The organism is Flaviramulus aquimarinus (assembly GCF_039543205.1).
Lineage (GTDB): Bacteria > Bacteroidota > Bacteroidia > Flavobacteriales > Flavobacteriaceae > Flaviramulus_B > Flaviramulus_B aquimarinus.
This window is the reverse complement of sequence record NZ_BAABJH010000007.1, coordinates 88,122-113,341: the sequence shown is the minus strand read 5'-3', so window position 1 is coordinate 113,341 and position 25,220 is coordinate 88,122. Positions and strand designations below refer to the sequence as shown.

The following is a 25,220-nucleotide window of genomic DNA, read 5'->3' as shown; positions in this document are numbered from 1 at the left end:
GTCCATAAAATGAAATAAAAAACTATTTTTAAGGGTTGAACTACTTTAAAATTGCTGCATGATCAATTCAAAACGCATTGGATTATTACTAGGTCCTTTGCTATTTATATTAATTCGATTATTTTTTACTCCTGAAGGCTTATCAGATGAAGCCAATGGTATTTTAGCATCAACTGCTTGGATAGCTGTTTGGTGGATTACCGAGGCTATCCCCATAGCAGCAACAGCATTATTGCCTATTGTTTTATTTCCGCTTTCGGGAAGTTTAAATATTGGCTCCACCACTGCTTCTTTTGGACATAAATTTGTGTTTTTATACTTGGGTGGTTTTATTATTGCCATAGCTATTGAAAAGTGGAATTTACATAAACGTATTGCTCTTAATATCATTAATATTATTGGTTCTAACGTTCAAAAAATTATTTTAGGTTTTATGGTAGCTACTGCGTTTTTATCTATGTGGATATCAAACACAGCCACTTCAGTTATGATGCTTCCTATTGGTATTGCCATAATCAAGCAACTCAAAGACAATCCTAAAACCGACGAAGATGAGAATTTAATTTTCGGCAAAGCCTTGATGCTTGCCATAGCATACAGTGCTTCTATTGGTGGTATTTCAACTTTAATCGGCACACCACCAAATTTAGTTTTAGCGGGTATCCTATCTGAAACGTATGGTTATGAAATTACGTTTTCACAATGGTTTATTTTTGGGTTTCCGATTTCTATTATCCTATTGATTATATGCTGGAAATATTTGACATCATTTGCATTTTCTTTTAAGCAAAAAGAATTCCCTGGCGGTAAACAAGAAATAAAACGCTTGTTAAAAGCCCTTGGAAAAATGACTTACGAAGAAAAAACGGTTGCTATTGTTTTTGCTGCTACAGCATTTTGCTGGATTACACGTTCATTCTTATTGAAAAAAATAGTTCCTCAAATTGATGATACTATTATTGCTATTTTGTTCGCTTTGATCTTATTTTTAATTCCATCCAAAACAAAGCATAAAAAAATAATCTCTTGGCAGGACACTACAAATTTGCCTTGGGGCATTATTCTTTTATTTGGTGGTGGCATGGCTCTAGCCAAAGGTTTTGAGTCTAGTGGATTAGCATCATGGATTGGAAATCAAATGACAACGCTTGCTGGAGTAAGCACTATTATTTTAATTTTATTGCTGATTGCTGCGGTTAATTTTTTAACTGAAATAACATCTAATTTAGCAACAACCGCCATGCTTTTACCTGTTTTAGCACCAATGGCTTTAACTATTGACATTCATCCTTTTATTTTAATGGTGGGTGCTGCTGTGGCTGCCTCTTGTGCCTTTATGTTACCCGTTGCTACACCTCCAAATGCTGTTGTTTTTGGCTCTGGATATTTACGAATTCCTGATATGGTACGTAAAGGGATTGTTATGAACATTATTTCGATAATAATTCTAACACTATTTGTATATTTTGTACTTCCTGAATTGTGGAATATTGTTATTGAAGGCTTTCCTGAGAGTTTGAAAAACTAGTCATTATTATTTAATGTAAATTTGACATGTTACCATCTAGTTATCAAACATTTAATTCTTTTAACAAAGAAAAATTGTCATCCAAACCAGGACCATGGAGGAATCTTATCTTTCTGAGATGTCTGGTCACTCATACTTTGTTCTGTCGACATGACAAAAGACTGTTTTTCTACGCTACATACAAATCATTCATTAAAATTTATATCGAACTCACGTTATTTATAAACTCTAATGCGCGTTTTTCATTATAGTACACATTCTTTTTATCAATAAAGCCAGCATGCCCACCATGGTTAGGCATTTCTAAATGTAAATTTGAACTACTTTTAGCTTCTTTTACCGGAAAGCATTCTGGAGATAAAAATGAATCATTTAAAGCATTAATAATAAGGGTTGGTGTTTTTATGTTTGATAGAAACTGCAAACTACTACATCTAAAATAATAGTCTAAAGCATCTTCAAAACCATGTGCTTTTGAGGTATATATATTATCAAAACTTGTTAAGGTTTTTATTGAATTTAGTTTTTCATTACTTAATAATTCTGGAAAACGCTTTTGCTTTGCTTTTAACTTACTTACTAAGTGTTTTAAAAATCTGTCATGATATAACTTGTTTTTAAACGTATGTAATTCCTTGGCTGAACCCATTAGGTAACACGGTACAGAAACAGCAATTGCTGCTTTAATTTGAGCAGGAACAATATGCCGTTCTCCTAAGTATTTGAGAATAATGTTTGCGCCAAGACTAATGCCTTTTAAATAAATTTTTGAATATTTTTTATTTGAAACTACATGATTAATTATTTCTTCTAAATCTCCTGTAGCTCCTGAATGGTAACTGTAATACTTCAAGTTATCTTCTCCACTACAACCTCTAAAGTTTACACAAACGGCATCAATATCATTTTCATTAAATAGCTTTGCAGTTCCCGTCATATAAGGTCGCTGTCCGTTTCCTTCCAAACCATGCAATAAAATGATAAGCTTATCGCTTTTAACCTTAGCAAAACTCCAATCTAAATCTAAAAAATCTTCATCTTTTAATATGATGCGTTCACGTTCTTGTTTCAATGAAACCCGTCTTACTAAACCCGAATATACGGTTGATATGAATCCGTTTTTAAAATAAAAACGTGGTTTGTAAGTTGATTCTATTATTGGCATGTATTCAGTTAGTAGTTGTTAGTTAATAATTATCAGGCTCACTCAAGCTCTAGAGGTGTAAACTTAAATGTATTGCCATCGAACAATCCTTTATCACTTAATTTAAGGGATGGGATAACTAATAAAGCCATAAACGATAGTGTCATATAGGGCGCATACAATTTACTCCCTAATGCTTTAGCTATTTTATCAAGTTCTGCGTATTGTTTTCCTATGGTTTGTCCATCTTTATCGCTCATGATTCCAGCTACGGGAAGTGGCACTATTTTTTCTTCTGAATTGGAAATTGCACAAATACCCCCTTTATTTTCTATGATTAGATTCACAGCTTTACAAATAGCGTCGTCCGAGACACCAACTGCTATAATATTATGCGAATCGTGACCTACTGATGATGCGATAGAACCTTCTTTTAATCCAAAATTTTTAATAAACGCTATAGCAGGTTTTTGATCCCGATCGCTATCGGGATGATAGCGATTAACCACAGTCATTTTCAAAATATCGGTTTCTGTATTCGAAACGAGATTTCCGTTTTCAATTTTTGCCGCTTCAATCAATTCGTTTGTAACCAACTGACCTTCTAATGCTTCAATAACTCTAATTTGTGATACTGAAGATGTTACTCTAAAATCTGAGGCTTCTTTTTTATTACAATTGAAATTATTTAGGTTCTCAAAAGGCACTTGCTTTATTAAAGATGTTCCTTTATCAAAAACCAATTCGCCATTTATATAGGTTTGAAGCGTTTTAAATGCTTTTAAATCTTCAACAATAATAAAATCTGCTGCATCACCTTCTTGTAATAAACCAACATCTAAATTATAATGGTTTGTTGGATTTATACAAGCTACCTGTAATACTTTAAAAACATCAATTCCTTTTGCTACCGCTCTTTCACATAACTGATTAATGTGCCCGACAATCAAATCATCTGGGTGTTTATCATCACTACAAAACATCATGCTTTCAAAATGTTCTGGTAGCAAATCAATTAACGCTTCAAAGTTTTTGGCAGCACTACCTTCTCTAATTAGAATTTTCATGCCTTTTTGAAGTTTCTCCAAAGCTTCTTCATAAGTAAAACATTCGTGATCTGTGGAGATTCCAGCATTAATGTATCTTGAAACAGCATCACCTCTTAATCCTGGAGCATGACCATCTACAGGCTTGTTATAGTGTTTTGCCCAAGCTATTTTTTTCATGACCTCATCGTCATCAAAAAGTACACCCGGGTAATTCATCATTTCTGCTAGATATTTGATATCTGGATTTTCTAGAAGTGATTTTATTCCCTTTGAATCAATTACAGCGCCTGCAGATTCAAAGTTTGTAGCTGGCACACAGGATGGTGCTCCAAAATTGAATTTAAACGGTACTTCTTTTCCGTTTTGAATCATAAACTCAACACCTTCTATTCCTAATACGTTGGCTATTTCATGCGGGTCTGAAACTGTTGCAACTGTGCCATGCTTAACTGCTAATCTTGCAAATTCACTCGGAACAAGCATCGAGCTTTCTATATGGATATGGGCATCTACAAAACCAGGAAGAATATAATGGTTTACATCATGTGTTTTCTCTTGAATGGATAGAATTTTACCATTTTCAAAAGTAATTTCGCCTTTATAAATGCGTTTGTTTTGTATGTCGACTATGTTACCTTGTAGTTTCAAGTTATAAGTTTAATGAGATGCTTCGACTACGCTCAGCATGACAGTGTTATTCGTTTTTTGTGGATTCCGCATCACGTGCGGAATGACAAAGTTATTTTAATCTCGCTTAATGAGACACTTCGACAAGCTCAGTGTGACATTCGTTTTTTCATTTAAAGTTATCCCCTATATAGTGGATTCTTGCCTGCTCAGTGTGACAGTTTTATTTTAATTCAATTTTCAGGATTTGCTTCGTGTTTTCTGTTACTCTAAAACGGTTATCTGCTCTTCTATTAATCACCCAAACAACATCATTTCCAGAGCATAATAACCATGTGTTTTCTTTATCTAATAGCGAGAGTTTTTCATCTTTAAAGTATTTACTCACTTTCTTTTTCCCTGTCATTCCTAACGGATAAAGCACATCGCCTTCGCTATATTTTCTAATGGTTAATGGAAATTTCAATAGCATTTTATCAACAAAAATAATGTTGCTTCGGTTTCCAAAAATAGCGTCAGCTTCATCAAAAAACAACGTCCCAAAAGGGGTTTCAACTTGCTTTTCTTCTTCTAAAACAGAAATGGTTTTATTTACTCCTGAATTAATTTCACTTAAAAGTAAATGTGCTCTATTTTTAATTAAACGGTGTGTTGATGAATACACTTGTTTGCCTGTTTCTGCATCCAATAAATTTAAAACGTCTTGCCATTCGGTAAATCCGTAGTCTTTAAAAACTTCAAATAAATAGGCTTTGGGGTTGTTTACTTTTTTAAATTCAGAAATTTTAAACGCTATATGGTTATCATCTATAGTTTCAATAGCTCTTTTTAAAACGGCATTTGTGCTTTCTTCAACAATATCAGCGGTATCGTTTAAGTTATTTAAAGTAGATTGAAAGCTTTGTAACAAACTTGGATTGATTTCTTTTAATATCGGAATGACTTCATGACGCAATTTATTCCTTAGGTATTTGACCGATTTGTTACTACTATCATCTCGCCATTTAATCTTATTTTCTTTAGCATGAGTTTCTATGTCTTCACTTGAAAATGGTAATAACGGGCGTACAAAAACGCTATTAACTTCTGGAATCCCTGTTAAACCTTCCAATCCAGTTCCCCTAGTAAAATTAATTAGAAAAGTTTCCAAATTATCATCGGCATGATGCGCGGTTAAGATATAATCAAACTGTAATTGTTCTGCTAAATCACTAAACCAATTGTATCGTAATTCGCGTGCTGCCATTTGGATAGACTGCTTATTACCTTCAGCATATTGCTCGGTATCAAAACGTTGTACAAAAACTTCTAAATCTAAATCTTCTGCTAATTGCAATACAAAATCTTCGTCGGCATCACTTTCTTGTCCTCGTAAGCTAAAATTACAATGGGCTAGTGATATATCAAGTTTTAATTCTTTGCATAAATATGTTAAAACCACACTATCAATGCCCCCGGAAATGGCGATGAGGAGTTTGCTTTCTTTTAAAAAAGACAGCTTTTTATTGATATGTTTTTCTAGAATTTTAAGCACGCTCAAAGTTAAGTTTTATTTTAATCTCGCAAAGCCGCAAAGACACAAAGTTTTCCTGAACACCATACTACTGAAATAGTCTAACCCTCCAAAACTTCTCGCATGGCTTTAGCTTTAACCAAACACTCCTCGTACTCTTTTAACGGATTACTTTTGGCCGTAATAGCACCACCAACGGAATAAGACACATATTGATTGCTTTCGTTATAGAGAATACTCCTGATTACAACATTGAAATCAAAATCTCCTTCTGGAGAAAAATAGCCAATAGCTCCTGAATACACACCACGCTTTGTTTCTTCTAAATCTTCAATAATTTTCATTGCTGAAATTTTTGGAGCGCCTGTCATACTACCCATAGGGAAAGTACTTTTTATAATATCAACCGCATGTGTTTCTGGTTCTACTTTTGAAGTAACCGTAGAAATCATTTGATGTACTTGATCAAAGGTGTAAACCTTACATAACTCTTCAACCTTTACACTACCTTTTAATGCCGTTTTTGATAAATCATTACGTACCAAATCAACAATCATAATGTTTTCGCTACGCTCCTTTTGGTCCTTTGATAAATCTGTTTTTAGCTGATTATCTTCTGCCTTATTTTCCGAACGTTTTGCCGTGCCTTTTATGGGTTGCGAAATTATAGTATTACCCACTTTTTTAATATAACGCTCTGGTGAAGCACTCAAAACATATTTGTCTTGTAACTTAACAAAAGACGCTAATGGTGGTTTGGATATGGTGTTGAGCTTTTTATAGGTTTCAAGAGGATTTATACAGGTGTTTTCGGCAAAAAACTCTTGGCAAAAATTAGCCTCATAAATATCGCCTCGATGAATATGAGCAAGCATGGTATTTACTTTATCAAAATATTCATCTTTATGAATGCGGAGTTTTATTTTTATAGCACTGCATAAATGATCGCGAGACTCATCTTCTAAATTATTAATCTGAATTAAATCGGTTTCTAATTCATCATCAACACAATTTAAATATTTAATTTCAACTTGATTTCCTTTTAATAAAAACAACTTTTTAGGTTGAAAAAAATATAAATCGGGAAAGCTTAAAGCATCATAATTAGTAGATTTTAAATCCTCAACATCGTTCTTTAAATCATAAGCTAAATAACCGAAAATCCAATCTTTAGTAATAGTTTGATATTCTTTAAGTTTTTCAAACCCCTGATTGTAATCTGTTTGAATGCATGTAAACGCATCTGCTGCTAAAACGGCATCGTAACTAGAATATTTTTGATGGTAATTATTTGAATCTAGCCAAACCACATCATCAAATTGCTGTGCCCAACTCAGTAGCTGATTCTTAAAATTTTCGATATCCTCGAAAGTATGAATGTGTTTTGTCCTCAAAAAAAATTATTCTACAGCAAAGTTAGTTAGAATCCTTAAAAAATTAAGATTTTTGCACATAAGTTTAAATAGGAATTATGATGTATACATTAAAAAACGATAAACTTGAAATATCTATAAAAAAAACTGGTGCTGAACTCTGTAAAATAACTGCTGTTAAAACTAAAACAGATTTTATGTGGCATGCTGACCCAACTATTTGGGGAAGTTACGCGCCTAATTTATTTCCTATTATCGGCGCTTTAAAAGAGGACACCTATACTTTTGATAACGAAGCCTACGAGCTCCCTAAACATGGTTTTGTTCGACATAATGACAATGTTGTTTTACATGAACAAACCGAAAATAGTTTGACTTTTAAGTTAGCATACAATGAAAGTCTATTAAATATCTATCCTTTTAAGTTTGAGTTTTTTATGACTTACACCTTAACGGATAACACTATTGAAGTTTGCCACACCATTAAAAACATAGATACTAAAACCATGTATTTTTCGGTTGGCGGACACCCTGCTTTTAAATGTCCTGTTTATGATAATGAAAATTATGAGGATTACTTTTTAGAATTTGAACATAAAGAAAACTCTAAAAGGCATTTAATTAATATGGATAATGGGCTTATTTCATCTAAAACAGAACCTGTTTTTAATAACGCTAACAAACTTCCGTTAACTCACGATTTATTTAATGAAGATGCGCTTGTTTTTAAAGATATAAAATCCAGGAAAATCACGTTAAAAAGTAGTGAACACGATTCGATTCTTTCTGTGCATTACGATGGTTTTCCGTATTTAGGTATTTGGGCAAAACCAAACGGCAATTACGTTTGTATTGAGCCTTGGCTGGGCATAGCTGATAGTGAAGCGACTAACCAAAACCTTAAAGACAAGGAAGGTATTTTGAGTTTAGATGCTAACAAATCGTTTAAAGCGACCTATAGTATTGAAATACACCATAAGCATTTAGTCTAAAGCCAAGAATAAGTGTAACTTTGCCACTAAAATAGTAGCATTTTGACGTTTTCCGATTTAAATATAAACACGCCTCTTTTTAATGCCTTAGACGATTTAGGCTTTACAACACCTACACCCATTCAAGAGCAAGCTTTTAATGTGGTGGCTTCTGGAAAAGATGTGGTTGGTATTGCGCAAACAGGTACAGGAAAAACCTTTGCCTATATGCTGCCTATTTTGAAAAACTTGAAGTATTCTGAACAAGAAAACCCTCGGGTTTTAGTTTTAGTACCTACCCGCGAATTGGTCGTGCAAGTGGTTGATGAGATTGAAAAGCTATCCAAATACATTAACAACCGTGTTTTAGGGGTTTATGGCGGCACTAACATCAATACCCAAAAGCAGGCTATAGCTGAAGGTTTAGATATTTTAGTAGCTACACCTGGACGTTTATATGATTTGGCTTTAAGCCGTGTTTTACAGCTTAAATCCATACAAAAATTAGTGATTGATGAAGTGGATGTGATGCTCGATTTAGGGTTTAGACACCAATTGATTAACATTTTTGATATGCTACCTGAACGTAGACAAAACATTATGTTTTCGGCTACCATGACTCAAGATGTGGATTTGTTGATTAACGATTTCTTTAAGAGTCCAGAACGTGTTTCTATAGCGGTTTCGGGTACTCCGCTAGAAAATATATCACAACAACGCTATAATGTGCCTAACTTTTACACGAAAGTAAATGTATTGACACATTTACTGAATGATACGGAACGCTTTAATAGAGTGTTGATTTTTGTGGCTTTTAAGCGTATGGCTGACCGCTTGTTTGAAAAGTTAGATGAACAGTTTCATGATGAATTATGCGTCATTCACTCTAATAAAACACAGAATTACAGGTTACGCAGTATTGAGCAATTTAGAAACGGTGAAAACCGTATTTTAATTGCCACCGATGTTATGGCACGTGGTTTGGATATTGATAATGTATCCCACGTTATTAATTTTGACACCCCTGCTTTTCCTGAAAACTACATGCACCGAATTGGTAGAACGGGTCGTGCCGAGCGTAAAGGTGAAGCCCTTGTGTTTTCTACTGAAAAGGAACAAGAGGCTATCGAAGGTATTGAAGCTTTAATGAAAATGACCATTCCTGTTTTAAACATTCCTGAGGCTGTTGAGATTTCTACCGAACTTATTGAAGAGGAACGTCCGCAAATAAAAGAGCGCAATAATCCTAACAAGCGCAGAGACGAAGATGCTCCTGGTCCAGCATTTCATGAAAAATCCGAAAAGAACCAAAAAGAAAATTTAGGCGGAAGCTATAAATTTAAAATTGCTGCCAAGTATAAAAAGCCTAAAACACGAGGCGATAAGAATTATAATAAGCGGAATAAAAGGAAGTAGGTTTTAGTATCAGTATTAAGTTGCAGTAAATCGCATTTTTAGATTTGTTTAAAACCTATTTCTTTTGATAGATTACTAAAAGCTGTGAATACTTATTTTGATATACATGCTGAAACAAAACATTACGAAAGTCAAGATAATGTCGACAACGATTTTATGTTTGTAAGAGCTGACCGCCGCATGATTAAAATTGATTTTGAAGCTGTCATTTATATTGAAAGCTATAGCGACTATATTAAAATTCATTTAGCTAATGAAACTATTGTTACCAGAGAAACTATAAGTGCCATTGAAGCAAAACTACCTAGTAAACGATTTTTAAGAATTCATCGTTCGTACATTATAGCCTTAAAACATATTACTTCATTCACTAACGAGGAAATAATCATCAATAACACGGCTTTAACCATTAGTAGAAGTTATAAAAAGGATGTGTTACAAATTCTTGAAAAATTCTAAAAAAAATCCCTTTCCAAATGAATGAAAAGGGATTGTAACATGTAGAGAGTTTTTGGGTTTACAGAAAAGTAACCAACCAAATTTTAACCCTAACTTAAAGTTAATCCTGTATACTTACTTGACTCTCTACAATATCTTTAATGGGTACTACTAATTTTCCTTTTTTTGTTTTCATTGTAACCGATATACTGTTTATAGATTCAATCTCACCGCGTATACCATTAAACTCAATTACCTTTCCAACCTCATATAACTTTCTAGTATAAAAGGTGTTTAATACTTTTTCAATAACATTTCGGGCTCCTAAGCCAAAGGCCAATGCAAAGGCTAACAAAAATGCTGCGAGTATCATTTTTATATTACTCGTAATAATATCCGTATTTATTTCTGCTTGGTTTAATGCGGTAACACTTATTAAAACCATTAACAATATAAACACCAACTGACTTATTAATTTGCCTCCAGATAGCTCTACAGACTCAAATAAACTATGTAATGATTTTTTAACAAAAGTTGCAAACAATAGACCTAATGTTACTATAACTAATGCAGTAAAAAGCTTTGGCAAATACCCTATAAAGCTTTTTAAGCCCTCAGATACCATGGTTAACTCAAGAATATCAGCAACAATGGTAATTAAAACAACATATAGTAGCCATTTAACTGTCTTTACAAGAATGTTTACTAAATTAATATTAAGTGTCTTACCTTCCGATAATTCAATTTCATTTAGCTTATCTCCTAACTTGTTAATATTCGCCTTTGTAAGCACTTTTTTCAATACGCTCGTAATTATCTTCGTAACGATTAAAAAAATAATAATTAATGCAAGGACACCTAAAACTTTGGGTGCAGCAGCAGCAATATCAAGCCATATTTTTTGTAATGATTCCTTTATTTGTTCTAAAAAATTCATAATTATCGGGTTATAATTGGTTGTTTTTTCGGGTTACTAATTTTTGTTATTCGTTTCTCTTTTACTAATAACTGTTTCTATTACATGACTAAAATTATAAGAAAACAGAGCAGCCAAGTCCATTATGAGTTTTGCCATGGCAATATCACTCATAACCTTAGCCTTAAGTTCCGGTGGAACTTCCTTAAGCGGCTGATTTATATGTTTAAACGGATTCTCCATTACTTAAGGTTATCATTATAAACGCTTACAAGTTTATCCTTGGCACGTTTTATTCTCATTTTAACAGCACTTTCTCCAATTCCTAAAACACTTTCAATTTCCTTTATTGAAAGAAAATCTTGATATTTTAGTAACAATATCATTTTCTCTTCTGGAGAAATGAGTTCCAATGCCACTTTTAATTTATCAACTTTCATATCTAGAAAACTATTATCGTCTTCCTTTTCTGAAAGGTTTTCAATATCTTTATAATCTACCGACTGTTTTTCAAATTTCTTAGCCGTATTTCTAGTCACATAATTTACGCAATGATTATAAGTAAATGCATATAACCACGTTGAAAATTTCGATTTTCCTTTAAAACTAGCCAATTTAACAAACAACTTTAAAAATACATCTTGTGTTAAATCTTTAGCTTCATCGGCATCCTTTGCAAAACCAAAACACTTATTATATACTAACATAGCATACCTATCATAAAGTATCTCAAAAAGCAATGTGTTATTGGTTTTCACAATAGCTTCAATCAGATCTTCATCAGATAGCTTATTAATATTGTCTAGGGTTTTCAAATTTAGCTTGCGCTATTTAATTGTTATTGTGTTATAAGACACATGCTTTTTTAAAAGGTCACATGTAAATTGAAAAAAAATAAAAATAATATTATTTTGTACTAAAATAATGTCTGTTTAATACGCATTTACTACGCAAACTATCTATAATCTTTAATGATATTGAATCTAATATTTTGTAAGCAAATCTAAAACACTGAAAATGACATAAGCTCGTACACATATATATAACAATTTAAATACGCTTTTTCCTGAAAGAATTAAAAAATTAGTACATTGTATCACAATAAAGTCTTAACAATCAAAATTTTACAAAATGAAAAATGTAATTCTAACTTTGATTGCCCTCAATCTATTTTTTTCTTGTAAAAAAACGAACAAACAACCTGAGGAACTTATTCTAACTAAAACGTTTGCTTCTAAATATGCATGCGTTCCTCCTGTTACTGACGCTAAGTGGTACAAAGAAGATAATATGGCACCACTTTTAGATGGTTATGATGTCATTAATTATCCTATAACTACTGAAAACAGTTTAGTGCAGCAATATTTTAATCAAGGTATGGCATTGGCTTATGCTTTTAATCATGCTGAAGCAGCTCGATCGTTTCATTATGCTTCAAGATTAGACCCTAGTTGCGCTATGGCTTTTTGGGGGTTCGCCTATGTATTAGGCCCAAACTACAATGCTGGTATGGAGCCTGACAATTATGAACGCGCCTATGATGCTATTCAAAAAGCCAAAGCACTTTCGGCAAACACTACCAAAAAAGAAAAGGAATTCATAGAAGCTATGGCTATACGTTACGCCCCTAAACCTCCAGAAGATAGAAGTGAATTGGACATAGCATATTCTAAAGCTTTAAAGACTCTAAACCATAAATATCCTGATGACTCAGAAATAGCAGCGCTTTATGTAGAGTCTATGATGAATTTACATCCTTGGGATTTATTTGATAAAGTGGGCAATGCTAAACCTTGGACACCAGAAATTGTTAATTTACTTGAAACGCTGATTGAAAAGAACCCTAAACATCCAGGGGCTCATCATTTTTATATTCATGCTGTTGAAATGTCGAATACACCAGAACGTTCTGATGCTTCAGCAAAAGTGTTTGATGATGGTTTGGTTCCTGGTTCAGGCCATTTGTTACATATGCCCTCACATACCTACATCAGAACGGGTGAATATCACAAAGGCACTTTATCAAATATAGCCGCTGTAAAAGCAGACAGTACCTATGTTAGCAATTGTCATGCTCAGGGTGCATATCCATTAGGTTATTATCCTCACAATTATCATTTTATGGCTGCTACAGCAACGCTTGAAGGTAATAGTCATTGGGCAATGATCGGTGCCAATAAAGTATCTAAATACGTTTACCCAGAAATTATGAAAGAACCAGGTTGGGGGACTTTACAGCACTATTATACGATACCTTATTATGTGGCAGTAAAGTTCAAAATGTGGGATGCTATTTTAGACATGAAACTAGAAACTCACGATTTAAAATACCCTAAAGCTATTCGTCATTATGCCGAGGGCATGGCGTATTTAGGAAAAGGCTCTATTGATAAGGCTAAAACAGAATTATCCGCTCTAGAGGTTTTATCCAAAGATGAAAGCCTAAATAATGTAACCATCTGGGATATTAACTCCGTTTACAATTTAGTTGGCATAGCCAAAAACGTTTTAAAAGCTGAAATTTTAGCTCATGAAAAAAATTACAAAGCTAGTATTGCTCTTTTAAGAGAAGCTGTTATTATGGAAGATGCATTAAACTATAATGAGCCACCAGATTGGTTTTTTTCAGTTCGGCATCATTTAGGGCCTATACTTATGATGAATGGTCAAAACAGAGTTGCCATTGAATTATATCTAGAAGATTTGAAAAATTTTCCAAATAACGGATGGGCACATCATGGTTTAAAACAAGCCTACACCGCGTTAAACGACTCCAAAAATACAACCAAAATGGATGAACTTATTTCTGAAAGTTGGGCTTATGCCGATTACGATATATAGTAAACCATTAAACTTTTGTTAAGCATAATGTTATTTTCAATTCTTCCATATGTTATTTATAAATTAGCAAAAAATAAATTTATGAAATCACTATACATCTTTCTGATTACGATTCTTTTTATTATGCCTTTTCAAAGTCATGCCACTGATGATTTTTGGGGCGCAACAGGACATCGTGTTGTTGGGAAAATAGCAGATAATTATTTATATGGCAAAGCTAAAAGAGAAGTTAGACGATTATTAAACAGAAAATCATTAGCCTTTGTTTCTACGTTTGCTGATGAAATAAAATCAGATAAACGCTATAACAAATATTATAGTTGGCATTACATTAATATGCCTTTGGATAAAAATTATGAGGATTCTAAAAAGAACAGTAAAGGTGATTTAGTTACTGGAATTGAATACTGTAAAAGTGTTATAACAGATAAAAAGGCTTCAGATGAAGACAAAGCTTTTTATTTAAAGCTTTTAATTCACCTTATTGGAGACCTACATCAGCCCATGCATATTGGCTTACTAGAAGATAAAGGCGGCAATGACTTTAAAGTGCAATGGTTTTACAAAGACTCTAATTTACATAGAGTTTGGGATACAGAAATGATTAATGAGTTTGATATGAGCTACAATGAATTAGCAGAAAACGCCGATGTTTTAAGCAATAAACAAATTAAATCTATCCGAGAAGGTTCTATTATAGATTGGGTAAATGAAACACATCAATTAACTAAAAAGGTATATGCGTCTGCTGAGCCTGATGAGAATTTGAGATATCGTTATTCTTATGACCATTTTAAAACGGTTAGAAGTCAGTTACAAATTGCGGGGATTCGTTTGGCTAAAGTTTTAAATGAGTTATTTTAAAACAAAAAAGCAACCTGATAGGTTGCTTTTCTTATGATATTTTTTTTATATTTTTTTATTCTATAGTTATTTTTTTAGTTACACTGGTATTACCTGAATATAACTTTAGTAAATACAAACCTTTTTGTAAATAGTTTACTCTCACTTCTAAGGTTTCTTTAGTTGTTAATATCTGTTTACCTATAATATCATATAGTTCTATCTTTTCAATTATTTGGTCTGAAGATATGAATATAACCTCTCTGGCAGGGTTTGGATATAAAGTTACACCTGCTAATAATTCAAAATTTGAATTTGATAATGTTGCTCCATTACTTTCAAAAGTGTCGTTTAAAAATTGTGTTCCTGGTTCAGCACCACAATCTGCTGTTCCTGTTGTCCCTCCTGTTGCCAGGCCACAGGCTGAATAAAATTGATCATCATAAGTAATACCATTAAGTTGACAAAACTCTAATAGCTCTCTACTGTTATGACAGTTACTTTTTCTAAGAATGTTTTTGCGATGAGCCACCACGGTATGGGCGCTAATGAATAGTTGGGATGCTATTTCTTTATTGGTGAAATTATTATGGATAAGGTATACGATTTCCAGTTCTCTTGATGTAAAAAAACCAATGAATTCTCTATAAATATTTTCTTTAAATTTTGAAACATCCATATCCTCGGAAAAAAGAGTCCATTCAACCCTATTGCTATGAGACTTTATAAATGAAATATCTGTTAGAAACGTTAAATTGCTAATAAACTTACCGTCTATATCCATTTGATATGGCGAAGACTGTCTCAAAACTTTAATATAAGTACCGTCTTTTTTTAGAGCTCTAAAGGTTATTTTTAAATATTGTTTGTTACTCAACAAACTTGTATTTACACTATGGCTAATAACACCTTGAATGATTCTGTTAACTATTTTAATATCATCTGGATGAATAAAACTTAAGGCAGCATACATATTAAACTCTTCGGAGTTATATCCTAACATTTCATATACGCCACTTGAAAAGGTTATTCGTGATTGTTTCCAATCCATAATGTACATAGATTGTTTACTATGTATTAATGGGAAATTTTTTATACTCTTGAATTTTTTTTATCTACTATACAATTCTCAAGTGTTTTGGTTATGTTTTGGCGAAACTGATCAGAAATTGAATCTTCAGAACTAGAATTAGATTCTATCATAAAATTGTTTAAGTCATCCAATTACTAGATTAAGCATGATGGCGGTTGTATTGTAATATAGTTATAAAACCAGTAATACTTATAAGGAATATTAAAAAACAGCAAAAACAATACAAAAAATAAGACAAAAACTACAAAATAAAAGATTCTGAGTGACTGGTTGACTAAATGTGTTAATTATATAGCCTGAATAATTCAACCAGTATTTAAACATTATTTATGATAATGCTTATAAAAACTATTAAAGCAATACTACTTACAGGAATGGGAATATTCTATATGTTTTAAAAACAGGAATAAAAAAAGCAACCTTTTTTAGGCTGCTTTAATATGATTAGATTCCTGATTTATAATAAACCAATTTAAATATGCAATGCCCTATCATCAGTAGCTGCTAAAGCTGCTTCTTTAATAGCTTCTGTAAATGTTGGGTGCGCATGAGACATTCTGGATACATCTTCCGCAGAGGCACGATATTCCATAGCAACAACTGCTTCGGCAATCATATCTGCTGCACGTGCTCCAATCATGTGCACACCTAAAATTTCATCTGTGGTTTTATCGGCTAGAATTTTAACAAACCCATCTAAATCCATACTGGCTCTACTTCTACCTAATGCACGCATTGGGAAAGATCCTGTTTTATAAGCTACACCTGCTTCTTTAAGTTCTTCTTCTGTTTTACCAACAGCAGCAACTTCTGGCCATGTATAAACCACGCCTGGTATTAAGTTATAATCTATATGCGGTTTTTGTCCTGCTATAGTTTCTGCTACAAAAACACCTTCTTCTTCCGCTTTATGTGCTAACATAGCCCCTTTAACCACATCACCAATCGCATAAATATTGCTTGTAGATGTCTGCAAATGGGCGTTAACTTCTACTCGACCTCTATTGTCTAATTTTACTCCGGCAGACTCCGCATTTAATCCATCGGTATATGGACGACGCCCCACTGACACTAAACAATAATCGCCTTTAAATTCTACTTCTTCGCCTTTTTTATTATCGGCTTTTACAATAACCTCGTTACCAACACGCTCAACAGATTTAACCTTATGAGACACTTGCATTTTAAACTTGGCTTTCTTAAAAACCTTATTTAATTCTTTAGATAAGCCTGCATCCATTGTTGGAATAATTCTATCCATATACTCAACAACGGTTACTTCTGCACCTAATCGTCTATAAACTTGCCCTAATTCCAAACCTATAACACCACCTCCAATAACAATCATATGCTTAGGGATTTCCTTTAGTTTCAAAGCTTCTGTTGATGTTATGATACGCTCTTTATCAAGCTCAATAAATGGTAAGTTGGATGGTTTACTTCCAGTAGCAATAATGGTGTTTTTTGCTTCAATTTCAATAGTTTCTTCTCCTGCAATCGTAATATGTGTGGCATCTTTAAAACTTCCTAAGCCTTGATACACATCAATATTGTTTTTCTTCATTAAAAAATCAATACCGCCTGTTGTTTGATCGACAACAGATTGTTTACGAGCTATCATTTTCTCCAAATTCACTTTAATATCACCTGGGATTTCAATACCATGGGTTTCAAAATGTTTTACAGCATCTTCATAATGATGCGATGAATCTAAAAGTGCTTTGCTCGGTATACACCCTACATTTAAACACGTTCCTCCAAGCGTGGCATATTTTTCTATAATGGCAGTTTTCATGCCTAATTGTGCGCAACGGATAGCTGCCACATATCCTCCAGGGCCTGAGCCAATAATGGCTACATCGTATGAATTCATATAATAATTTTGAAGTTTTCTATTTAAAAATCGAAAAACAAAAATACAAATTTAGATTCATGAAGTTTATAGGAATTCCAGTTTTTTAAAACAAATCATTTTGTTTGATCTATATCAGTTAAAACCCATTCCAATTCGGTATCTATATTTTCATTTCTATCTTTTACTGTTGGTACAAGTTCTATATCTGGTTTTATACCATAACCATCGGGTTCTTGCCTATATGGTGCTTCAATTTGCATTAAACCCATTCTTATTTTTAGCTTAGAGCTTGGTAATTGATAGACTTTATATATTCCTGCAACACAACCATTAAAAGCACCACCAGTTTCTTCTCCAACAAAAGTGGCTCTTTTTGTGGCTTTTAAATGTGTGGAAAGTAATGAGGATGCCGAAAATGAATTCCCGTTTATTAAAACATATAGTTTACCTTGATAGTTTAATGGATTAGGCTGCCTTATTTTAGCTTCTTTAAGTTTATAATAAAACTTCCTGTCTTTTTTCTTAACCTTTAATACATTCTGGACAATTACAAATGGCGATAATAATCCTCCCAAAACCTTTAAACTATTAGGTGTGGTATTACTCATAAAAAACTTTAAAAAAGGGATTCTGCTATTCACTTCACTTTCTGTAATGAACTGATAGTCAATATTTGTTAAATAGGAATACAGTTTTTCAATTTCAGCAATGCGCCCACCGCCATTATCTCTTAAATCTAGGACTAAATAATTGGTTTTTACTGCGTCTAATTTTGCAAAACTTTCTTTATAAAATTTCTTGTATTTTCCGTTAGTAAAACTTCTTAGCTTCATGAAAGCTACGGCACTGTCCTTTCCGATAAAGCTAAAATTCCGCGTGTAATGTTTTCTTTTTGATATGAATCCATACTTTTTATTAGCCTTCCGCTTTTTCTTTTTTGCTAATTTATTCGCCTTTTTTTTAGCTTTTGACACCTTTTTAGGTTCAGCTTTTTTTACTGAAACAGAATCTGCTTTATTTTTCTTTTCTTCTTTTGAAATTCTTCTGAAGGTTTTAATAAATATGGAGTCTTTATTTTTAAAAGTAATTTCCAAACTGTCCAAATACCCTTTATCTCTATAATATAGATTTGAAAATGCCTTTCCTACTGCTCTATTATAGAGCGTGGTATTATAACCGTCAGAAGCAAACCGTTTTTTGTAAGTGTTAACTAGTTTTGAAGCGGGTTCTCCGTCAATACTCACAACTTCACTTCCTATGATCGTGGAATCCTTTCCTCGTGTACTTTTAATCCAAAGCTTGTTTTCTAAATACTCAAAATCTAAATCATAAAACTCAAATTTTTTTTTAAGAAGTTGCTTGTGTTCTTTTTTTGTAAATGCTTTGTTTGCTGAACCTACAGATATATGACCCTGTTTTACATTAGTTACCACGGGAGCTAGTTTTTTGTAAAATTCTCTTGAAGTAGCAGGCTTTGTTATCGATTTTTTTAAACTATCAAATTTAAATTCTAAATCGGATTTTGAAATATATTGATACAGTTTTGGATGATGACGTTTTAATTGCTTGTATAATTCATCTATATCATGGTGTAAATCTTCAACTGAATGCAACGCCGTAATCTGCTCATTATATTTTTTAACACTATGGCAAGAAGATACCAGTATTAAAATAATAACAACCCAAAATAGTTTCTTCATATTGGCTAAAATAATAGTAATTACATTGAATCTAAAACGGATTAGTCTTTCTTTAACTTTTAAGCAACGCTAAATGAAATTCTCATAATAAATTATGTAATTTTGTGCTTTATGCAAAAGAACATTAACATACAAAACAAAAAAGCACGCTTTCAATACGAAATTTTAGATAAGTATACTGCTGGCATTGTATTAACTGGTACTGAAATAAAATCGATTAGAAGTAGCAAAGCCTCAATTGCCGAAAGTTTTTGTGAATTTAGCGAAAATGGAGAACTTTTTGTAGTCAATATGACCATACAAGAATATGCGTTCGGGAATTACTACAACCACAAACCAAAGGCTACTAGAAAGTTACTTTTAAATAAAAGAGAGCTTAAAAAATTAAATAAAGAAGTTCAGAATACAGGATTGACCATCATTCCGTTACGCTTGTTTATTAATGACAAAGGCTATGCCAAACTAGACATTGCTTTAGCTAAGGGTAAAAAGCTTTATGATAAACGTGAAACCATTAAAGACAGGGATAATAAACGTGACCTTGACAGAATTAAGAAAGCCTATAAATAACTTTAAGCATTCCTTAACGCTTTATTTTATTGATATTCTATAATTTACCACTTTAAAACTTCCATGATGAAAAAACTATTTGCATTTTTATTTATTAGTATCTTTTCTTTTAATGTTCAAGCCCAAGACATACCAAAAGCGGAAAGCAAAGAAGTTATTGAATTTAAAACAGATAGCACTTCGGTTTTAACGTTAGATAGTACGATTAAAACCTTATATGCTGTTATTTCAGGTGAAAAAGGAGAAGAACGCAATTGGGCACAGTTTAGATATTTATTCAAACCAAATGCTAAACTAATTCCATCAGGCAAAGATAAAAATGGAACTTACCAAGTACGTTATATGTCTCCAGATGATTATATTAATAGCTCTGGATCATGGCTGGTTGAAAATGGTTTTTTTGAAAAAGAAATCAATCGAAAAGTGGATACTTTTGGAAACATAACACAACTATTCAGTACTTATGAATCCTTCCATAGTGAAACAGATGAAAAACCTTTTATGCGAGGCATTAATAGTATTCAATTACTTAATGACGGCAAACGTTGGTGGATTATTAATATTTATTGGACGCAAGAGAGTGATGAAAACCCAATTCCTAAAACATATCTTCCAACTAACAACTAATACTCTAATTTTTATCCTCCAACAAGGGCACAAACCTAAACTCGCCAAATTCTTCCTGTTCAAAGGACTTTGGTCCTTTTCTAGTAAACATAGTCATGACTTGCACATCATCGCCAACAGGAATGACCAACCTTCCTCCTATTTTCAACTGGCTTAATAAAGGTTTGGGTACAAAAGGTGCACCAGCAGTGACAATAATACCATCAAAAGGTGCTTCTTCTTCAAGACCAATATAACCATCACCAAAAATAAGTTTCTTAGCACGATACCCTAACTTAGGTAAAAACTTACTGGTTTTTTTAAACAATTCGTTTTGGCGTTCTATACTATAAACTTTGGCTCCTAATTCACATAAAACAGCGGTTTGATAGCCACTACCCGTACCAATTTCAAGAATTTTATCTCCTTTTTTTATCTGCAATAGTTCTGTTTGAAAAGCCACAGTATATGGCTGTGAAATGGTTTGGTTAGCAGCAATAGGGAATGCTTTGTCTTGATAAGCATGGTCTAAAAAACTAGAATCCATAAATAAATGTCTTGGTATCTTTCCAATGGCTTTCAAAACAGCATTATCCGTTATGCCTTTGTTTTTTATTATGTTAACAAGCTGTTGTCTTAATCCTTGGTGTTTAAAAGTGTCTTTCAATTTTGGTAGCGTTTAGTTTGCTAAAATTAGGCAAACATTTTTAAGCTTGAAACAATTTATTCAGAATTTATTTTTCATATTCTTTATCCTAAAATTTAGTATCATTTACTTAACTTCATGTTTTAATTATCTTATTTTTGTTAAAAATGTAAAAATTATGCTAAAAGCTGGAGTACTTGGTGCGGGTCACTTAGGTAAAATTCATTTAAGACTTCTAAATCAATCTGAAAAATATGATCTAGTTGGATTTTATGATGCCGACGAAACTAATGGTAAGAACGTTGAATCTGAATTCGGATATAAATTTTTCAACTCAATTGAAGCGCTTATTGATGCTGTGGATATGGTTGATATTGTAACACCAACACTTTCCCATTATAATTGTGCTAAACAAGCTATAGCAAAAGGTAAACATATTTTTATTGAAAAACCGATTACCAATACGGTAGAAGAAGCTGAACACATTAGAGAGCTTTTAGCAGAAAACAACTTACGTGGACAGGTAGGGCATGTAGAACGTTTTAACCCAGCATTTTTGGCAGTTAAAGAGGATATTAAATCCCCTATGTTTATTGAAACCCATCGTCTGGCAGAATTCAATCCAAGAGGTACGGATGTACCCGTTATTCTAGATCTAATGATCCATGATATTGATATTGTTTTAAGTACAGTAAAATCAAAAGTGAAACATGTTTCAGCTAGCGGTGTAGCAGTTATTAGCGACACACCGGATATTGCCAATGCCAGATTAGAATTTGAAAATGGCTGTGTAGCAAATTTAACAGCTAGTAGAATTTCACTTAAAAAAATGCGTAAAGCGCGTTTCTTTCAAAAAGACGCTTATATATCTGTTGACTTTTTAACTAAAAAATGTGAAGTTGTAAAAATGAAGAATGCCCCAGAAAACCCTGGCGATTTTGATATGATTTTACAAAATGCAGAGGGTATTAAAAAACAAATATATTTTGACAATCCACCTGTACCAGATAATAATTCTATTTTAGATGAACTGGAAACTTTTGCAGATGCAATAAACAACAATACAACACCAGTTGTTACATTGCATGATGGCACTGAAGCACTTCGTGTAGCTACTCAAATAATAAATTGTTTTTAAAATGAAAAACATTGCAGTTATAGGAGCAGGTACAATGGGAAATGGCATTGCTCACACCTTTGCTCAAAGTGGATTCCAAGTTCAACTTATTGATATAAGTGAAGCATCCCTTAGTCGTGGTGTAGCCACTATTGCTAAAAATTTAGATAGAATGATTGTTAAGGAAAAAATTTCTGAAGCAGAAAAAACTAAAATTTTAGCAAACATAAACACACATACATCTATTGATAATGGCGTTAAAAACGTTGATTTAGTCGTTGAAGCAGCGACAGAAAACGTTGATTTAAAACTCAATATTTTTAAGCAATTAGATGAAGCTTGTGATGAAAATACTATTTTAGCAACCAATACTTCTTCCATATCCATAACACAAATTGCTGCTGTTACTTCAAGACCAGATCAGGTTATTGGTATGCATTTTATGAACCCCGTTCCAATTATGAAATTAGTGGAAATTATTCGTGGTTACAATACCACAGATGATGTTACACATACAATCATGGAGCTTTCTAAAGCTTTAGGGAAAGTACCTGTTGAAGTTAATGATTATCCTGGGTTTGTTGCCAATCGTATTTTAATGCCCATGATAAATGAATCTATTGAAACGCTTTATAATGATGTTGCTGGTGTTCAAGAAATCGATACTGTAATGATGCTAGGTATGGCGCATCCTATGGGACCATTACAATTAGCAGATTTTATAGGGCTAGATGTCTGTTTATCTATTTTAAATGTGATGTACGACGGTTTTAAATACCCTAAATACGCACCATGTCCGCTATTGGTCAATATGGTCAGAGCTGGCAAACTAGGTGTTAAATCTGGAGAAGGCTTTTATGATTACTCAGAAAGCAGAAAAGCTGAAAAAGTTTCTAAACAGTTTAAATAGTTGTTAGTCTTTAGCCGATAGAAATCTAGCGTCTAAAACCTAACACCTAACGTCTAATTCATGGCAAAAATAATTCCATTTAAAGCAGTCAGACCAACTAGAGCTATTGTTGGTTTAGTTGCTGCACGTCCATACCAAAGTTATACCGTAAACGAACGGGAATCCAGAATGGATTATAACCCTTATAGCTTTCTTCATATCATAAATCCAGGGTATAAATACGATCAGGTAATTACTGGTGAAGAACGTTATAAACTGGTTCGGAATCGTTATTTAGAATTTAAAGAAGATGGTGTTTTCATACAAGATAAAAAACCGTCATTCTATGTCTATAAAATAGTCAATCGGTTTGGTCAAGAATTCAATGGTATTATTGCAGCAACAAGTGCCGAGGATTATGAAAAGGATATCATAAAAAAACACGAAAACACGATTGCAAAACGTGAAAAAACATTTAAAACCTATTTACAAACAGTAGGCTTTAACGCTGAACCTGTATTGTTAACTTATCCAGATAATGATGTTATTTTATCAATAATAAAAGACACCCAAAAAAGTCATGCTGAATTTGAGTTTACTATGACCTATAAAGACACGCATTATTTATGGAAAGTAGATGATGAAGCTACCATAGCAACAATTCAAAGTGAGTTTGATAACATGGAAACCATTTACATAGCAGATGGTCATCACAGATCGGCGTCCTCACACCTATTATATGCAGATGAAAAAACTAAAAATGCAAATCATGATGGTAGTGAACCGTACAATTTTTTCATGTCTTACCTTATACCCGAATCAGATTTAGTAATTCACGAATTCAATCGTTTAGTAAAAGATTTAAATGGTTTAACCAAAGAAGCCTTTTTAATTCAATTAGACAGTTTATACCGAATTGAAAATAGAGGAAACATTCCTTATCACCCATCAAAACCGCATCACTTTAGTATGTACCTAGATGGCGAGTTTTACTCGTTATATTTAAGAAAAAAAAGATATGCATTTAACACCGCACTAGATGAACTTGATGCGCATTTGTTATATAAAACCATTCTGCAGCCTATTTTGGGTATCAACGACTTACGTGACGATAACCGCATTGAATATGTAAATGGCAGGCATGAAATGATTACCATTAAAAGCAGTGTAGATAGTGGTGAATTTAAAGTTGGATTTGGAATGTGCCCTGCAAATATTAAACAAATGAAACATATTGCTGATGAAGGTTTAAAAATGCCTCCTAAAAGCACTTACATTTTACCGAAATTAAGAAGCGGTATAACCATTTATGAATTTTGAAAATATGTTGATTTGTTAAGTGGTTTATACCTTTTCAACTAAACAAATAAACGCGTAAACAAATAAACTTATTAATGAGTATTTCAAAAAACCTCAACAACATAAAATCCATATTACCAGAGCACGTTACACTTGTGGCCGTTTCTAAAACAAAACCTGTAAGCGATTTAATGGAAGCTTACCATGCTGATCAACGTGTTTTTGGAGAAAATAAAATCCAAGAAATGGTAGATAAACATGACATTATGCCAAAAGATATTGAATGGCATATGATTGGCCATGTACAGCGCAATAAAGTAAAATATATGGCTGGGTTTGTGTCTTTAATTCATGGTGTTGATAATTTTAAATTATTAAGTGAAATAAATAAACAAGCAAAAAAGCATGATCGAATTATTGATTGCTTACTTCAAATAAAAATAGCTTCAGAAGATTCAAAATTTGGAATGACACCAAACGAAGCTTTAGAAATACTTCAATCAAAAGATTTTTCAGAATTTCAGAATATAAGAATTACTGGTGTTATGGGAATGGCAACTTTTACAGATAACGAAAGTCAAATAAAACAAGAATTCAAACTATTAAAATCAACTTTTGAAGATTTAAAAAAACTAAAAATCCCAAACTGTGAGTTACAAACTGTAAGTATGGGCATGAGTGGAGATTACCCATTAGCAATTGATTGTGGAAGTACTATGATTCGCGTTGGAAGTAGTATATTTGGTTCACGTAATTATTCAAATCAATAAACTAAGAAGAGCATAT

General features: G+C 32.8%; 23 protein-coding genes. 12 read left to right on the top strand and 11 right to left on the bottom strand.

What is annotated here, in order from left to right:
• Positions 1-58 precede the first annotated feature (58 nt).
• Positions 59-1,528, top strand: coding sequence for an SLC13 family permease (locus ABD941_RS13810; RefSeq protein WP_345274725.1), 1,470 nt, complete (start codon positions 59-61; stop codon positions 1,526-1,528).
• Positions 1,529-1,727: 199 nt separating this feature from the next.
• On the opposite strand, the gene ABD941_RS13805 is transcribed toward ABD941_RS13810, so the two are convergent.
• The 4 genes from ABD941_RS13805 to pabB form a co-directional block, all read right to left on the bottom strand.
• A complete protein-coding gene (locus ABD941_RS13805) occupies positions 1,728-2,693 on the bottom strand; it encodes a YheT family hydrolase (protein WP_345274724.1) in 966 nt (321 codons plus the stop codon).
• A 38-nt stretch (positions 2,694-2,731) separates the two neighbouring features.
• Positions 2,732-4,369: an adenine deaminase gene (gene ade / locus ABD941_RS13800; protein WP_345274723.1), complete on the bottom strand. Its 1,638-nt coding sequence runs from the start codon at positions 4,367-4,369 to the stop codon at positions 2,732-2,734.
• Positions 4,370-4,571: 202 nt separating this feature from the next.
• Positions 4,572-5,882 (bottom strand): tRNA lysidine(34) synthetase TilS, encoded by a 1,311-nt coding sequence (gene tilS, locus ABD941_RS13795; protein WP_345274878.1) that lies wholly within the window; start codon positions 5,880-5,882, stop codon positions 4,572-4,574.
• Between the two features lie 80 nt (positions 5,883-5,962).
• Positions 5,963-7,255: an aminodeoxychorismate synthase component I gene (gene pabB, locus ABD941_RS13790; protein ID WP_345274722.1), complete on the bottom strand. Its 1,293-nt coding sequence runs from the start codon at positions 7,253-7,255 to the stop codon at positions 5,963-5,965.
• 77 nt (positions 7,256-7,332) lie between these two features.
• On the opposite strand from pabB, the gene ABD941_RS13785 reads away from it, so the two are divergent.
• The 3 genes from ABD941_RS13785 (at position 7,333) to ABD941_RS13775 (ending at position 10,080) form a co-directional block, all read left to right on the top strand.
• A complete protein-coding gene (locus ABD941_RS13785; RefSeq protein WP_345274721.1) occupies positions 7,333-8,226 on the top strand; it encodes an aldose 1-epimerase family protein in 894 nt (297 codons plus the stop codon).
• A 42-nt stretch (positions 8,227-8,268) separates the two neighbouring features.
• Complete coding sequence (locus tag ABD941_RS13780) at positions 8,269-9,621, top strand: DEAD/DEAH box helicase (RefSeq protein WP_345274720.1); 1,353 nt, start codon at positions 8,269-8,271, stop codon at positions 9,619-9,621.
• A gap of 84 nt (positions 9,622-9,705) precedes the next feature.
• Positions 9,706-10,080 carry a LytR/AlgR family response regulator transcription factor gene (locus tag ABD941_RS13775; protein ID WP_345274719.1) on the top strand — a complete coding sequence of 125 codons (375 nt, stop codon included), beginning with the start codon at positions 9,706-9,708 and terminating at the stop codon, positions 10,078-10,080.
• Positions 10,081-10,180: 100 nt separating this feature from the next.
• On the opposite strand, the gene ABD941_RS13770 is transcribed toward ABD941_RS13775, so the two are convergent.
• From ABD941_RS13770 to ABD941_RS13760, 3 genes are read right to left on the bottom strand one after another with little or no spacing between them, the layout of a single operon-like run.
• A complete protein-coding gene (locus tag ABD941_RS13770; protein ID WP_345274718.1) occupies positions 10,181-10,996 on the bottom strand; it encodes a mechanosensitive ion channel family protein in 816 nt (271 codons plus the stop codon).
• A 36-nt stretch (positions 10,997-11,032) separates the two neighbouring features.
• A complete protein-coding gene (locus tag ABD941_RS13765; RefSeq protein ID WP_345274717.1) occupies positions 11,033-11,218 on the bottom strand; it encodes a hypothetical protein in 186 nt (61 codons plus the stop codon).
• On the bottom strand, positions 11,218-11,790 hold the full coding sequence (locus ABD941_RS13760) for an RNA polymerase sigma factor (protein WP_345274716.1): 573 nt from the start codon (positions 11,788-11,790) through the stop codon (positions 11,218-11,220). Before ABD941_RS13760 ends, ABD941_RS13765 begins: the two co-directional genes overlap by 1 nt.
• 316 nt (positions 11,791-12,106) lie before the next feature.
• Between ABD941_RS13760 and ABD941_RS13755 the strand changes: the two genes are divergently transcribed.
• Together ABD941_RS13755 and ABD941_RS13750 are read left to right on the top strand one after the other, a co-directional pair.
• The gene (locus ABD941_RS13755) at positions 12,107-13,816 is read left to right on the top strand and encodes a hypothetical protein (RefSeq protein WP_345274715.1); all 1,710 of its coding nucleotides are present in this window, start codon (positions 12,107-12,109) and stop codon (positions 13,814-13,816) included.
• Positions 13,817-13,897: 81 nt separating this feature from the next.
• Positions 13,898-14,680 (top strand): S1/P1 nuclease, encoded by a 783-nt coding sequence (locus ABD941_RS13750; RefSeq protein ID WP_345274714.1) that lies wholly within the window; start codon positions 13,898-13,900, stop codon positions 14,678-14,680.
• A gap of 55 nt (positions 14,681-14,735) precedes the next feature.
• Here the strand turns inward: ABD941_RS13750 and ABD941_RS13745 are convergent, their stop codons facing one another.
• The 3 genes from ABD941_RS13745 to ABD941_RS13735 form a co-directional block, all read right to left on the bottom strand.
• Positions 14,736-15,710, bottom strand: a complete 975-nt coding sequence (locus ABD941_RS13745) for a LuxR C-terminal-related transcriptional regulator (RefSeq protein ID WP_345274713.1) — start codon at positions 15,708-15,710, stop codon at positions 14,736-14,738.
• 514 nt (positions 15,711-16,224) lie between these two features.
• Entirely contained in the window at positions 16,225-17,625 is a 1,401-nt protein-coding gene (gene lpdA / locus ABD941_RS13740; protein ID WP_345274712.1) for a dihydrolipoyl dehydrogenase, read from the bottom strand.
• A gap of 95 nt (positions 17,626-17,720) precedes the next feature.
• Complete coding sequence (locus ABD941_RS13735; protein WP_345274711.1) at positions 17,721-19,307, bottom strand: S41 family peptidase; 1,587 nt, start codon at positions 19,305-19,307, stop codon at positions 17,721-17,723.
• A gap of 111 nt (positions 19,308-19,418) precedes the next feature.
• Here ABD941_RS13735 and smpB point away from each other — a divergent pair, with 111 nt between their 5' ends.
• Positions 19,419-19,877, top strand: coding sequence for an SsrA-binding protein SmpB (gene smpB, locus ABD941_RS13730; RefSeq protein WP_345274710.1), 459 nt, complete (start codon positions 19,419-19,421; stop codon positions 19,875-19,877).
• 66 nt (positions 19,878-19,943) lie between these two features.
• Positions 19,944-20,504 carry a hypothetical protein gene (locus ABD941_RS13725; protein WP_345274709.1) on the top strand — a complete coding sequence of 187 codons (561 nt, stop codon included), beginning with the start codon at positions 19,944-19,946 and terminating at the stop codon, positions 20,502-20,504.
• A gap of 4 nt (positions 20,505-20,508) precedes the next feature.
• On the opposite strand, the gene ABD941_RS13720 is transcribed toward ABD941_RS13725, so the two are convergent.
• Entirely contained in the window at positions 20,509-21,150 is a 642-nt protein-coding gene (locus ABD941_RS13720) for a protein-L-isoaspartate(D-aspartate) O-methyltransferase (protein ID WP_345274708.1), read from the bottom strand.
• A 157-nt stretch (positions 21,151-21,307) separates the two neighbouring features.
• Here ABD941_RS13720 and ABD941_RS13715 point away from each other — a divergent pair, with 157 nt between their 5' ends.
• From ABD941_RS13715 to ABD941_RS13700, 4 genes are all read left to right on the top strand, one after another.
• Positions 21,308-22,267: a Gfo/Idh/MocA family protein gene (locus ABD941_RS13715; protein WP_345274707.1), complete on the top strand. Its 960-nt coding sequence runs from the start codon at positions 21,308-21,310 to the stop codon at positions 22,265-22,267.
• A 1-nt stretch (position 22,268) separates the two neighbouring features.
• A complete protein-coding gene (locus ABD941_RS13710; RefSeq protein ID WP_345274706.1) occupies positions 22,269-23,156 on the top strand; it encodes a 3-hydroxybutyryl-CoA dehydrogenase in 888 nt (295 codons plus the stop codon).
• Between the two features lie 60 nt (positions 23,157-23,216).
• The gene (locus ABD941_RS13705; protein ID WP_345274705.1) at positions 23,217-24,455 is read left to right on the top strand and encodes a DUF1015 domain-containing protein; all 1,239 of its coding nucleotides are present in this window, start codon (positions 23,217-23,219) and stop codon (positions 24,453-24,455) included.
• A 74-nt stretch (positions 24,456-24,529) separates the two neighbouring features.
• Positions 24,530-25,204, top strand: coding sequence for a YggS family pyridoxal phosphate-dependent enzyme (locus ABD941_RS13700; protein WP_345274704.1), 675 nt, complete (start codon positions 24,530-24,532; stop codon positions 25,202-25,204).
• The last annotated feature ends 16 nt before the right edge of the window (positions 25,205-25,220 follow it).